Annotated in this window: 13 protein-coding genes; all 13 read left to right on the forward strand. The window is 71.7% G+C overall.

The window, feature by feature from the left end; translation table 11 throughout:
* The first annotated feature begins 12 nt into the window (after positions 1–12).
* The 13 genes from gntD to ACZ55A_RS25585 all read left to right on the forward strand — a co-directional run bounded on the left by gntD (position 13) and on the right by ACZ55A_RS25585 (position 12,671).
* Positions 13–1,038: a guanitoxin biosynthesis L-enduracididine beta-hydroxylase GntD gene (gntD, locus tag ACZ55A_RS25525; RefSeq protein WP_468844332.1), complete on the forward strand. Its 1,026-nt coding sequence runs from the start codon at positions 13–15 to the stop codon at positions 1,036–1,038.
* Positions 1,039–1,242: 204 nt separating this feature from the next.
* Positions 1,243–2,373, forward strand: a complete 1,131-nt coding sequence (gene mppP / locus ACZ55A_RS25530; protein ID WP_468844335.1) for an enduracididine biosynthesis enzyme MppP — start codon at positions 1,243–1,245, stop codon at positions 2,371–2,373.
* Positions 2,373–3,617, forward strand: a complete 1,245-nt coding sequence (gene mppQ / locus ACZ55A_RS25535) for an enduracididine biosynthesis enzyme MppQ (RefSeq protein WP_468844338.1) — start codon at positions 2,373–2,375, stop codon at positions 3,615–3,617. The genes mppP and mppQ overlap by 1 nt, the downstream gene beginning before the upstream one ends.
* Positions 3,614–4,519: an enduracididine biosynthesis enzyme MppR gene (gene mppR, locus ACZ55A_RS25540; protein ID WP_468844340.1), complete on the forward strand. Its 906-nt coding sequence runs from the start codon at positions 3,614–3,616 to the stop codon at positions 4,517–4,519. Before mppQ ends, mppR begins: the two co-directional genes overlap by 4 nt.
* Before the next feature lie 19 nt (positions 4,520–4,538).
* Positions 4,539–5,483 carry an ArsR/SmtB family transcription factor gene (locus ACZ55A_RS25545; RefSeq protein ID WP_468844343.1) on the forward strand — a complete coding sequence of 315 codons (945 nt, stop codon included), beginning with the start codon at positions 4,539–4,541 and terminating at the stop codon, positions 5,481–5,483.
* 78 nt (positions 5,484–5,561) lie between these two features.
* Positions 5,562–5,777 carry an MbtH family protein gene (locus ACZ55A_RS25550; protein WP_468844346.1) on the forward strand — a complete coding sequence of 72 codons (216 nt, stop codon included), beginning with the start codon at positions 5,562–5,564 and terminating at the stop codon, positions 5,775–5,777.
* Between the two features lie 130 nt (positions 5,778–5,907).
* A complete protein-coding gene (locus ACZ55A_RS25555) occupies positions 5,908–6,576 on the forward strand; it encodes a response regulator (protein WP_468844348.1) in 669 nt (222 codons plus the stop codon).
* A gap of 142 nt (positions 6,577–6,718) precedes the next feature.
* Entirely contained in the window at positions 6,719–7,903 is a 1,185-nt protein-coding gene (locus ACZ55A_RS25560; protein WP_468844350.1) for a sensor histidine kinase, read from the forward strand.
* A gap of 88 nt (positions 7,904–7,991) precedes the next feature.
* The gene (locus tag ACZ55A_RS25565; RefSeq protein ID WP_468844352.1) at positions 7,992–8,387 is read left to right on the forward strand and encodes a hypothetical protein; all 396 of its coding nucleotides are present in this window, start codon (positions 7,992–7,994) and stop codon (positions 8,385–8,387) included.
* 2 nt (positions 8,388–8,389) lie between these two features.
* The gene (locus ACZ55A_RS25570) at positions 8,390–9,310 is read left to right on the forward strand and encodes an ABC transporter ATP-binding protein (protein WP_468844355.1); all 921 of its coding nucleotides are present in this window, start codon (positions 8,390–8,392) and stop codon (positions 9,308–9,310) included.
* A gap of 4 nt (positions 9,311–9,314) precedes the next feature.
* Complete coding sequence (locus ACZ55A_RS25575) at positions 9,315–10,922, forward strand: ABC transporter permease (protein ID WP_468844358.1); 1,608 nt, start codon at positions 9,315–9,317, stop codon at positions 10,920–10,922.
* A 77-nt stretch (positions 10,923–10,999) separates the two neighbouring features.
* Positions 11,000–11,221, forward strand: a complete 222-nt coding sequence (locus ACZ55A_RS25580; protein WP_468844361.1) for a hypothetical protein — start codon at positions 11,000–11,002, stop codon at positions 11,219–11,221.
* 82 nt (positions 11,222–11,303) lie between these two features.
* On the forward strand, positions 11,304–12,671 hold the full coding sequence (locus tag ACZ55A_RS25585; protein ID WP_468844364.1) for an SGNH/GDSL hydrolase family protein: 1,368 nt from the start codon (positions 11,304–11,306) through the stop codon (positions 12,669–12,671).
* Positions 12,672–12,863 lie beyond the last annotated feature (192 nt).

The following is a 12,863-nucleotide window of genomic DNA, read 5'->3' on the forward strand; positions in this document are numbered from 1 at the left end:
AGGGACGTGTACGTGCTGACGCACCATCTACAGGATGACGACGTCGCCGCAATCGAAGCCCTGGCTGACGACCTCAGCCGGCGCTACGACACCGTGGAGTCCGCTGAGTTCCAGGCCGAGAGCCGCCTCTACGCGGACGAGCTGCCGCGGCGTGTGCGGCGGGCGCTGCATGAGTACCGCAGCACCGAGAAATCCGGCATTCTGGTCGTCAGCGGACTGCCGGTGGACGACGCGGCGCTCGGGGCGACCCCGGACGACCGCCGGCACAAGCCGGTTCCGTCCACGTCCCTGCGCCAGGACATCGCCTTCTACCTGATAGCCAACCTGCTGGGCGACCCCATCGGATGGGCCACCCAGCAGGACGGCTTCCTCATGCATGACGTCTACCCCGTCCAGGGCTTCGAGCACGAGCAGATCGGCTGGGGCAGCGAGGAGACGCTGACCTGGCACACCGAGGACGCCTTCCATCCGCTGCGCACGGACTACCTCGGTCTGATGTGCCTGCGCAATCCGGACGGCGTCGAGACCACCGCCTGCGACATCGCCGATGTGAAGCTCGACGACGCGACCCGGGAGATCCTTGCGCAGGAGCGCTTCCGGATCCTGCCCGACGACGCGCACCGCATCGCGGGCGCGGCGCCCGGCGACGAGAGCCCGCGCGAGGCCGAACTGCGCGAGCGCAGCCGGCAGCGGGTGGACGCGGCGCTGGAGTCGCCCGATCCGGTCGCCGTGCTCTTCGGGGACCGCGACGACCCGTATCTGCGCATCGACCCGCATTACATGCAGGGCGTCCAGGGCGAGGCCGAGCAACAGGCACTGGACACCATCGGCGCCGCGATCGACGACGCCATGTCCGGGGTCGTGCTCGCCCCGGGTGACATCGTTTTCATCGACAACTACCGCGTCGTCCACGGCCGTAAGCCGTTCCGTGCCCGCTTCGACGGCACGGACCGCTGGCTGCGGCGGCTCAACATCGCCCGGGACCTGCGCAAGTCGCGCGAGGCCAGGCTGGCAGCGCACACCCGCGTCATCTACTGACCGGCTGCCGCGGCGCGGCCGCACGGGACCGGCCGGCCTACCCCCGGCCGTAACCCCGCATCACATCGCGCCGCTGTTCGCACGGCGTCGCCTGGGAGCGTTCCCAAGGCGGTGCCGTTGCGGGCCCATGTCATCCCGCAACTGGGAACCCTTACGTCTCTGCGAGGTACACCTGTGTCCGGAACGCAGCAAGTAAACGCCGCTTTGGGGGAGTCCGAAGGTGACACCGGAAACCTCACCCAACTGGAGTTCCTGGCCCTGAACAGCGAGTTCAACATCGCTGACGGCCACGCCCGGCAGGCGCTCACGGCCGGCCAGAGCAAGATCGTCGACGATCTGCCGCTGCTCTTCGCCGAGGGCGAGAAGCGCCCCGTCGAGGAGCTCGAACAGGAGGCACACGCCGCCTTCTTCACCGCTCTCGGCCAGCACAGCTACCCCTCGGCCCCCGGCCGGGTGCTGAGCTGCTACTCCTCCTCGGTCGCCATGGAGATCCTCTCCCGCTCGCTGGCGGAGACGATCGAATCGGTGGCCCTGGTCCACCCGACCTTCGACAACATCGCCGACCTGCTGCGCGGCAACGGCCTGAAGCTGGTGCCGCTGGCCGAGGACCCGCTGCACGGCGACGACCTGGACGCGAGCCTGCTGAAGTCGGTCGGCTGTGTCTTCATCACCACCCCGAACAACCCCACCGGCAAGGTCGTCTCCCGGGAACGGCTCACCCGGCTCGCCGAGCAGTGCGCCGCCCACGGCGTGATCCTCGCGCTGGACACGTCCTTCCGCGGCTTCGACACCCGCGCGCACTACGACCACTACGAGGTCCTTCAGGCCAGCGGTGTGCGCTGGGTGGTGATCGAGGACACCGGCAAGCTCTGGCCGACCCTGGACCTGAAGGTCGGCATGCTGGTCCACTCCGAGAACCTGGCGCTGCCGGTGGAGAAGATCTACTCCGACATCCTGCTCGGCGTCTCCCCGCTGATCCTCGCGATGGTCCGGCGGTTCTCCGAGGACGCGGCGGCCGGCGGTCTGGAGGATCTGCACCGCTTCATCGCCGGCAACCGCGCCATGGTGCGCGCCGAACTGGCCGGGCTGCCCGGTGTCACCGTCCCGGACCCCGACAGCCGCGCCAGCGTCGAGCGGGTCGGCATCGACGACCTGACGGGTACTCAGGTCTGGGACCTGCTGCGGGAGCACAACGTCTACGCGCTGCCGTGCCGCCCGTTCCACTGGGCGAACCCCGCGGAGGGCGACCACACCCTGCGCCTCGCGCTGGCCCGGTCCACCGACCCGCTGACCCAGTCCGTACGCGCACTGCGCCACGTCCTGAAACAGCGTTGATGACACCACTCCACGAGGGAGAACTCCCGCACGGCTCCGCGCGCCCGCTGCCGCACACCCGGCAGTGGCGCCCCGGAGTCGTGCAGGAGGTCGCCCCCGCCGGCGTACTGGACCTGGGTCCGGGCTACATCGAGCCCGCGCTGCTGCCCGTAGGCCTCCTGCGGGACGCCTATGCGCAGGCGCTGGCGGAGTACGGCGCGGCGGCGCTGGGCTACGGCCACGACCCGGGCGCGCGGCCGCTGCGCGCCCTGCTGGCCGGCCGGGCCGCCGCGGCGGACGGCTACCCCTGCGACCCGGAACAGGTACTGCTGACGTCGGGGACGTCCCAGGCCCTCTATCTGCTCGCGACCACGCTGGCGGCCCCCGGCGACACAGTGCTGACGGAGGAGCTCTGTTACGACCTGGGCCGGCAGATCTTCCGGGACTGCTCGCTGCGGCTCGGCACGGTCGCGATGGACGCTTCGGGGATGCTGCCCGAGGCGCTGGACCGCCGCCTGGCCGGGGCGGCGGCCGCGGGGGCGCGGGTCGCGTTCGTCTACCTCACGCCCACCCACCACAACCCGCTGGGCCACACCATGACGTTGGCGCGCCGCCGCCGGCTGCTGGAGGTGGCCGCCCGGCACGACGTACTGCTCGTGGAGGACGACGCCTACGCGGAACTGGCCCTGACCGACGACCCGCCCCCGCCCTCGCTGGCCTCACTGGCCGGATACCGTCGCGTGGTACGGCTGTGCAGCTTCTCCAAGACGCTCGGCCCCGGCCTGCGCCTCGGCTGGCTGCTCGCCGACCGCGCGCTGGCCGGCCGGCTGGCCTCGCACGGGCTGTTCGTCAGCGGCGGCTCCCTCAACCACACCACCTCCCTCGCCGTGAGCACCCTGCTCGCGAGCGGCGCCTACGACCGTCATCTCGCGGACTTCCGGACGCAGTTGCGGGCACGCCGGGACGCCCTCGTGGACACCCTGCGCACAACTGCGGGAGCCCGGCTGGAACTTCGCACCCCCCAGGGAGGGTTCTTCCTGTGGCTGCGATTCCCTGACGGGGCCGACGAGGCCGGGCTGCTCGCCCGCGCCGCGGACGCCGGCGTCAGGATCGCCGCCGGCTCGCGTTTCGGCACCACCCAGGAGACCGGCGTCCGGCTGGCCTTCAGCTTCAACCCGCCCGCTTTATTGGAGCAGGCCGCACAGCGGCTGACCACCGCATGGGCCGGCAGCGCGTCCGAGCCCGAGATCGGAGTGAGATCGTGACGACCAGCATCGGGACCAACGGCAGGCCCTCGGCGGCCGGTCCGGGCAGCACCGGTCCCGTCGGCTACAGCCTGCCGCTCTCGCCGACCGGGGAGTCGGCGATGCTCACCCCACCACCGTGGCACTTCTCCGGCGAGGTCGTCATGGTCGAGTACCGCGTCGACCCGGACGCCGCCCGGCGGTTCCTGCCGCCGGGCCTTACGCCGGGGGCCGATCCGGGTGCCGCGGCCGCGGTGTTCGCGACCTGGCAGTGGTGTTCGCAGGACGGAGCGGAGCTGACCGACCCCGGTCGCTGTCAGTTCGGGGAGTTCCTGATCCTGCTCGGCTGCGAGTTCGAGGGCCGCCCCATGGCCCGCGCCCCGTACGCCTGGGTGGACCAGGCCGTGCCCATGATGCGCGGCTGGGTGCAGGGAATGCCCAAGCAGTACGGGGTCATCCACCAGAGCCGGCCGGTCACGGTCGGCAAGGCGGGCTCCCGCCTGGCGCCCGGCGGCCGGTTCGACGGTGCGCTCTCCGTCCACGGGCGGCGCGTCGTGGAGGCCTCGGTCACCGTCGACCGGTCGACCGATCAGCCGCCGGCGCTGCACGACGTGCCCCTGGCACACACCCTGACGTTCCCGGAGTGGGTGCCCACCGGTGACGGGCCGCGGCCGCGGCTGGTCGCCTCCGAGGTCAGCGATGTGGAATTCTCCCCGATCTGGACCGGATCAGGAGATCTCACATTCTTTCCCGGCCTGGGGGATGATTTCGCCACACTCGCACCGTTGGAGGTAGGGAGCGGCCACGTGTTCTCGTACGGGGAGACCCTGCACGGCGGCCGGCTGCTCAGCGACTATTCGGTACCGAACGACATCAGCCATGACCACGGGGGACACAGTGCTGAGGATCCACTTCACAGTTGAGGACCTTTCCCATACCCGCATGCTGGCGACCCTCGGGCCGCTGGCCGAGAGCGCTTTCGCGCTCTATCTGTTCGGCCGCAACGGCGACGTAGCCTTCCATGAGTGGCGTCGCAGCGTCCGGGCGCAACTGGGCAAGGACGCGGCCCGTTTCACGGCCTTGTCCCAGCAGTTCCGCACCCTGGAGGAATTACCCGCTGCCTTCGCCGACGCCTTCACCTCGGGCCCCGATCCCGACCATGTGACGTCCGGCGAGGAGCGCACCGGCGCCCGGCTGCTGGCCGATCTGTGCCGGGTGGCGGTCCTCCCGCACTGGAGCCTGATCCGCGGTCACCTCGACGGTGCCCGCGAGGGCTGGGGCCGGGTGGCCATCTCGCACGGCGTCGAGCGGCTGCTGAGCTCGGTGCACCCCAAGGTGCGCTGGCGGGCGCCGGTCCTCGAGGTGCGGCACGGCCCCAACCGCGATATCCATCTGGACGGCCGCGGGCTGCTGCTGTGCCCGTCGTTCTTCCTGTCCGAGCAGTCCTGTTCGTTCGTGACGGCGGTCGGCAAGGACGCCATGCCGGCGCTGGTCTTCCCGGTGAAGACCTCGTCGCGGGGGGACATCTGGGGGACACCGGAGCACGACGAGCAGGCCTTGGGCGCCCTGGTCGGCCACACCCGGGCGGCCGCCCTCGAAGCGCTCACCGAGGGCTGCTCGACCGGTGAGCTCGCCGACCGGCTGGGCATCTCGCTGGCCGGTGCCAGCAAGCACGCCGCGGTGCTGCGCAGGTCCGGGCTGGTGACCACCTCCCGCAACCGCAACACCGCGCTGCACGCCCTCACCCCGCTGGGCACCGCCCTGCTCCGCAGCAGCGAACGCCTCGTCGCACCGCTGCCCGTCCAGGTATCGCGCGTACCCGCCCAACGCGTGCGGTCCGTGCAGTTCAACCGCATCGGCCCCGGCACCGACCGGGAAGCGGTCTGACCGGCCGGGTGGGCGGCACCGCCCACCCGGCCGGTGCCGCCGCGCCGTCCCGCACCCACGACAGGAGAGGACACGACAGTGGCCCAGAACCCCTTCGACGACCCCGACGGCAGGTACCTGGTGCTGGTCAACGACGAGAACCAGCACTCGCTCTGGCCGGCCTTCGCCGACGTGCCCGAGGGCTGGACGGTCGCCCTCGCGGAGACCGACCGCACCTCGGCGCTCGATTTCGTCACCGAGCACTGGACCGACATGCGCCCGCGCAGCCTGGCGAGGGCGATGGAAGGGGCCTGAGCCCGACGCCCCCGCCCGGTCTCCGGGACCGGGATTTCCCCTCCGGGACCGCCGGTATTTTTCCATGTTCACCGACGGCCCCGGAGAAGAAGTCCCCGTCCGCACCCGCCGTACGGCAGAATTCCTGCCCGTGACTATTCGCCTACTGATCGCCGACGACCAGGAGATGGTCCGCCGGGGAATACGCCGCATCGTGGAGAGCCAGCCCGACATGGAAGTGGTCGGTGAGGCGACGAACGGTGTGGACGCCGTGGAGCTGGCGCGCACGCTCACTCCGGATGTCGCGCTGGTGGACATCCGGATGCCCCGGATGGACGGTCTGGAGGTGACCCGCAGGCTGGCCGACCCCGCCGCGGCCAGCCCGGTCCGCATCGTGATCGTGACGACCTTCGACCTCGACGAGTACGTCTACCCCGCGCTGCGCTTCGGCGCCTCGGGCTTCCTGCTCAAGCGCTCGGGGCCGACGCTGCTGGTCGAGGCGGTGCGGGCGGCGATGGCGGGCGACAGCCTGATCAGCCCCTCGATCACCGTACGGCTGCTCCAGCACGTCACCGGCCCCCCGGCCGGCCGCCGTCCCCGGCAGCGCGACTCGGTCCTGACCGAACGCGAGGTGGAGATCGCCGGAAAGGTCGCCGAGGGCAAGACCAATTCCGATATCGCCCGCGAGTTGTTCATCTCGGCCGGCACCGTGAAGACCCATGTCGCCAGCATTCAGCGAAAGCTTCAGGTGCGGAATCGGGTCGGGGTCGCGGTACGGGCCTGGGAGCTCGGATATGCCACCGGGCAGACACCGGGCTGAAATCCCGCACGGCCGGCACCGGGCAGCGCCGTACGGCAGAAGCCCGGTGCCCGGGCCGGAAAATCTGCCGTACGGCAGATGCCGCAATTTCCGTGCTGTGCTTACCGCCCCGGGCCCCGGGGAATGTGCGTAGCCTCACCCCATGGATTACGACATTCCTCCCCGGCAAAGACGCCGCCGGTGGTCCGGGGTGGCCGCGGCCCTGATGCTCGCCCCCGCCGTCATATCTCCCCCGAGCGCTGCCCCGCTGGCCGTGATGGCCGCGCTGGCGCTGGTGGTGGCGATTCTGGCCTGGCCGGCCGGCCGGATCTCCCTGGCGCAGGCGGCCGGGGGCGTCGCGCTGCTCTCCCTCGTCACGGACGCCGGCTACTTCGGTCAGCCGGGCCTGGTGATCCTGTGGTACCCGTTCGAGACGGTCGCGCTGCTGGTCCTGCTGGAGCGGGTGGTACGCCATGTGCCCAGTCCCAAGGTGGCCTTCGTCGGCCCGCTGACCGGCGCCGCCGCGGTCCTGCTGCCGCTGCGCTTCACCCTGCACGCACCCACCGCGGGCCTGAAGGAGTCGGTCTTCGCCGCCTCGGTCGCGCTCTTCCCGGCCGCCGTCGCCGCGGGCGTCGGCCTGTATCTGCGGTCGCTGGACAACCGGCGGGCGCATGCCGTGGCGCTGGCCCGTCGCGAGCAGCGCCTCGAAGTCGCCCGCGATCTGCACGACTTCGTCGCCCACGAGGTGACCGGCATCGTCCTGGAGGCCCAGGCGGCACAGCTGACCACGGACGCCGGCCCCGAGGAGCACCGGGCCCTGCTGCAACGCATAGAGCAGGCCGGACTGCGGGCGCTGGACTCCATGGACCAGACGGTGACCGCACTGCGTGAGGCGGACGGCCGCAAGTGGGGCGAGCCGCCGCCCACCCGGCTCTACGGCCTGGCCGACCTGCCCGAGCTCGTCGGCCGCTTCTCGTCCATGGCCGCCGCCGAGGTGGCGCTGTCACTGGAGGACGAGGTGGCCGGCACCCTCTCGCGGGAGGCCGAGGACACCGCGTACCGGGTGGTGCTGGAGGCGCTGACGAACGTACGGCGGCATGCGCCGCAAGCGGGCCGGGTCGAGGTGTTCGCCGCCCGTACCGCCGACCGGGCGGTGGAGCTCTCGGTCGCCGACGACGCGGGCGCCGGGGCGGTGGCAGCCAAGGGCGGCGGCACCCGGCAGGGCGGCGGCACCGGTCTGGCGGGCCTGGACGAACGGGTCAGCGCCCTGGGCGGCACGCTGGAGGCGGGCCCGCACGGCCCGGGCTGGCGGGTCCGGTGCCTGCTGCCGGCGCCCGCCATCCGCTGAGCGGATATCTGCCGATCGGCAGATGTGGCGGCCGCCCCGGACCGGGATCCTCTAGGGAGTGCACCACCCCGTATCTCTGGAGGAACCGATGTTCTCAGGCACCATCTCGAAGCGGCCCGCCACCCTCGTCGTCGCGGTGGCGGCCGTCGCCGCCACCCTCGGCCTCTCCGGCTGCTCGGTGGATGCCTCGAAGGCGACGCCGGAGTCGAAGACCTTCGCGTACGCCGGCAAGTCCCTCAAGCTGACGACGCACGAGGTCGCCACCAAGGTCGTCGCCGCCGACCGCAAGGACATCAAGGTCACCCGCTGGTTCGACTCGGCCGCCGGCAGCGAGCACCTGAAGTGGACGCTCAAGGGCAACACCCTCGACATCGACGCCGGCTGCACCGGTATCGCCATCTGCGACGCCAAGTTCAAGGTCGAGGTCCCCAAGGGCATCGCGGTGACCAAGGACGGCGAGAAGACCCTGAGCGGGAAGAACTGACCATGCTGGAGCTCGTCGACATCACCAAGGTCTACAAGGGCGGCAAACGCGCCGTCGACGACCTGACGATGCGTCTGGAACCCGGCATGCTGGGCCTGCTGGGACCCAACGGCGCCGGCAAGTCGTCCCTCATGCGGATCGCTTCCACCGTCACCCGGCCCACCTCCGGCAAGGTCCTCTTCCACGGCGAGGACGCGGTGGCCCGGCCCAACGCGCTGCGCCGGGCGCTCGGTTACCTCCCACAGGACTTCGGGGTCTACCCGAACCTGACGTCCCGCGAATTCCTCCGGTACATGGCGGCCGCCAAGGGCGTCTCGGCCCGCACCGCCAAGGCCCGCATCGACGAGCTCCTGGAACTCGTCAACCTCACCGAGGCGGTCAAGCGCCCCCTGGGCAAGTACTCCGGCGGCATGCTGCGCCGGGTCGGCATCGCCCAGGTGCTGCTGGCCGACCCGCAGGTGATCATCGTGGACGAGCCGACCGCGGGGCTCGACCCCGAGGAGCGGGTCAGGTTCCGCAATCTGCTCAGCGACCTGGCGGCCGACAAGGTCGTGATGCTCTCCACCCACATCGTCTCCGACGTCGAGTCGGTGGCCTCCGACATCGCGGTGATGGCCGGCGGCCGACTGCAGCGCCGCGGCACCCCCGAGGAGCTGCTGCGCTCGGTGGCGGGGCAGGTGTGGGAGGTCCTGGTCGACCCCTCCTCCGTACCGGCGGTGCAGGCGCAGTACACCGTCAGCCGGCTGGTGCGCACCACCGAAGGCGTCCGTATCCGGCTGCTCTCCCGCGAACTGCCCTACGAGGGCGCCGTACAGCTGACGCCCGACCTGGAGGACGCCTACCTGGGCATCATCCGGCAGTCCGAGGGCGGCCGTACGGCCCAGGGCTTCGGCGGACGGCCGCAGCCGGCCGGGGCGGTGTGACGCGATGGTCCAGATGCTCACCGGTCTCGCGGTGGCCGACTTCCGCGACCGGGTACGCCGTCCCGCGTATGTCGTCGTGCTGGCCGCGGCCGTCGCCCTGGGGTACGTGGCGGTGCCGGACTCCGACGCCAAGTGGATGATCATGCAGATCGGTGATCACCGCGGGGTCTACAACAGCGCCTACGTCGGCATGGTGACGGCGCTGGCCGCCGGTCTGTGGATCACCCTGGGCGGCTTCTACATCGTCCGCAACTCCATCGAGCGCGACCGCAGTACCCGCGTCGGCCAGCTGCTCGCCGCCACCCCGCTACGCACCTCCGCGTACATGCTCGGCAAGTTCCTCAGCAATCTGATGCTGCTGACCTCGATGCTCGGGGTGCTCGCGGTCACCGCCCTGGTCATGCAGCTGGCCCGCGGCGAGTCCCGCGAGGTCGATCTGCTCGCCCTGTGGCAGCCGTTCGTGCTGATCGCGCTGCCCCTGGTGGCGCTGACCGCCGCCCTCGCGCTGCTCTTCGAATCGCTTCCGGTGCTGCGCACCGGCCTGGGCAACATCCTGTGGTTCTGCATCTGGCTGGTCATCTCCACGGCCGGCCAGGGCCCCGGGCTGCCCCTCGACGGTATCGGCGTCAACAGCGTCGTCCGGTCGATGTACGACGACATGGTCGCCCAGCACATCGAGGTCGACGGGTCGTTCAGCCTCGGGCTGACCTACCTCGACAAGCCGCTCGGACTCTTCACCTGGGACGGCTTCACGCCCACCTCCGGCTATGTGCTCGGCCGGGTGACGCTGCTGCTGATCGCCGGCGCCATCGCCGTGCTCCCGGCGCTGTGGTTCGGCCGCTTCGACCCCGCACGCAGCCGTCCGGGCCGCTCCGCCGCCGCCGCGCAGGACCCGGCCGCGGGCACCGTCCAGCCGGTCTTCATCGACGAGGTCGGCCCGCACGCCGCGTCGTCCCGGCCCTCCGTCGCCACCGTGCTGCGCACCCGCCCGGAGCCGGGCGCGGTGACCCTGCGGCTGTGGGCGGGCGAGGTCCGCATCCTGTTGCAGGGCGTGCGCTGGTGGTGGTGGCTGGGCGCCGCGTTCCTGATCCTCACCAGCCTCGCCTCCCCGAAGATCCACGGCATCATCCGCGTCATGCTGCCGCTGGCCTGGATCTGGCCGGTGCTGATCTGGTCCCGGCTGGGCACCCAGCGCCATGAGTACGGCGTCGACGGCATGCTCGGGGCCTACCCCGCGGTACGCCGCCGGATCCTGGCCGAATGGGCGGCGGGCCTGACCGTCACCGTCGTGGCCGGTATCGGTCCCCTCATCCGCCTGATCGCCGCGGCCGACTGGCTGGGCCTGGCGGGCTGGGCCGGCGGTGCGCTGTTCATCCCGTCCCTGGCCCTGACCCTGGGCACCCTCAGCCGCACCCACCGGCTCTTCCAGGCGGTCTATGTGCCGCTGTGGTACTCCGTCGCCAACGGCCTGCCCATCTTCGACTTCATGGGCGCGCTGCGCGACAACAGCGAACTGGCCACCGTACAGCCGTCGATGACCCTCGTGGTGTCCGCGGCCCTGATGGCCGTCGTCTTCATGACGTCCGTCCTGCGCCGCTTCAGCCGCGACTGAGCCCGGCCCCGCCGCAGCGCCCGGGTACCGACGGGCCCGGGCCGCGCGGCGCACCACCTACGGGAGAGGAGACCCCCATGACCGACCCCGCCCGCCGCCATCACGCCCACCGTCCGCTCGCCGCCGCCCCCACCCGCTACACCCGGCCCCTCCAGGCCGAACGCCGGATCGCGGAGCTGGAGGACGAGCTGGCCGAACTCCGCAGCGCCAACGAGATCCTGTTATCGGTGGCCACCTACTTCGGCAACGCCCAACTCCCGCCGGGCCGGCCGGGGACAGCGTCCCCGCCCGAGCGCTGACGCCCGGCGTCCGCGCCCCGGCGCACACGACAAGAACGGGGGTGACAGACCGACTCGATCCGAGCAGACCCAAGGAGCTTCGATGCGACTGTGGCGCCGACGCGACACCGCGCCCCACGACACCGGCCGGCCCCGCGCCGCCCTTCGCCCGCTGCCCGCGACGGCCGCCGGCGCGCTGGCCACCGCCCTGGCCATGACGCTGACCGGCGCCTGCGCCCCCGCCGCTCCCTCCCTGCGGACGGAGGGACCGGCAGCAGCCCCGGCCGCCGCCCGCACCCCCCAGTGGACGGCCAGCTGGGGAGCGGCCGTCCAGCAGGCGACCAAGGACACGACGGACACCGGCCCCAACTGGTCCCAGCGGGGCTTCCGTAACGAGACGCTGCGCCAGGTGATCCGGCTCAGCGTCGGCGGCCCCACCCTCCGCCTCCGCTTCTCCAACGCCTACGGCACCCGGCCGCTGCACCTCGCCGGGGCCACCGTGGCCCGGTCCGACGGTGACGCCAAGGCCCGGCCCGGCACCGTACGCACCCTCACCTTCCACCACTCCCCCACGGTCACCGTCCCGGCCGGCCACGACATCGTCACCGACGCGGTCCCACTGCCCACCGCCAACCTGGAGAAGCTCACCGTCAGCCTGCGCTTCACCACCCCCACCGGCCCGGCGACCCTGCACCGCTTCACCACCGCCACGTCCTACCGGGCCCCCGGCAACCGGTTACACAGCCCGGCCGCCGAGGCCTTCAACCGCCGCACCTCGCACGCCTGGTACTACCTGACGGGTGCCGAGGTGACCGGGACCGGTGCGGCCTCCGCGTCCTCCCTGATGGCCTTCGGCGACTCCCTGATGGACGGGGTGGGGACCAGCCCCGGCACCGACAACCGCTTCTCGGACAAGCTCGTCGAACGGCTCATCGCCGCCGGCCGCCCCCAGGGCATGAGCAACGCCGGTCTGGCGGGCGACCATCTGCTGCACGACTCCCCCTGCTACGGCGAGAAGGGCACCGCCCGCTTCACCAGGGAACTGCGCGCCCGTGCCGCCCTGCGCACCGTCTTCATCCACCTCGGCGCCAATGACCTCGCCCAGCCCCAGAGCGGCGATCCGTGCGCCAACCGCCGTCCGGTGACCGCCCAACAGCTCATCGACGGCCACCGCGCCCTCATCCGCGCGGCGCACGCCCACGGCGTCAAGGCCATCGGCGTGACGATCCTGCCGCTCACCGCCGCGGTCTTCCCCTTCACCACGCCCACCGGCGACAAGGTCCGCCGCCAGCTCAACCACTGGATCCGTACCAGCCACGCCTACGACGCCGTCCTCGACGCGGACCGCGTGCTGACCGACCCCGGCCACCCCACCCGCTCCCGCCCCGGCTACGTCTCCCAGGACGGGCTGCACCCCAGCGACGCCGGCTACCTGGCCCTGGCCTCCGCCGTCGACCTGAACTCCCTCTGATCCGCTGCCCGTTCCCCCCCCCCAGTCAGCCCCGACCAGGAGCCCCCGTCCCTGGTCGGGGCGCTCTACTTCCCGGGGTGGTGCGCCGTTGCCGCGCACTCCTCCCGGCTGGCCGGAAACCGCCTTCCCCGCCGGGCCCTCCCCGCCTAGCTTTGACTCCGTGACCAGATTTCATATCCGGTCACGAAGTCA

It is taken from the genome of Streptomyces sp. NPDC034111 (assembly GCF_055575375.1).

Coding starts and splice junctions, on each gene's coding strand:
- mppQ (WP_468844338.1), top strand. CDS start 2,373: ATGACACCACTCCACGAGGGAGAACTCCCGCACGGCTCCGCGCGCCCG.
- ACZ55A_RS25545 (WP_468844343.1), top strand. CDS start 4,539: ATGCTGGCGACCCTCGGGCCGCTGGCCGAGAGCGCTTTCGCGCTCTAT.
- ACZ55A_RS25560 (WP_468844350.1), top strand. CDS start 6,719: ATGGATTACGACATTCCTCCCCGGCAAAGACGCCGCCGGTGGTCCGGG.
- ACZ55A_RS25565 (WP_468844352.1), top strand. CDS start 7,992: ATGTTCTCAGGCACCATCTCGAAGCGGCCCGCCACCCTCGTCGTCGCG.
- ACZ55A_RS25570 (WP_468844355.1), top strand. CDS start 8,390: ATGCTGGAGCTCGTCGACATCACCAAGGTCTACAAGGGCGGCAAACGC.
- ACZ55A_RS25575 (WP_468844358.1), top strand. CDS start 9,315: ATGGTCCAGATGCTCACCGGTCTCGCGGTGGCCGACTTCCGCGACCGG.
- ACZ55A_RS25580 (WP_468844361.1), top strand. CDS start 11,000: ATGACCGACCCCGCCCGCCGCCATCACGCCCACCGTCCGCTCGCCGCC.
- ACZ55A_RS25585 (WP_468844364.1), top strand. CDS start 11,304: ATGCGACTGTGGCGCCGACGCGACACCGCGCCCCACGACACCGGCCGG.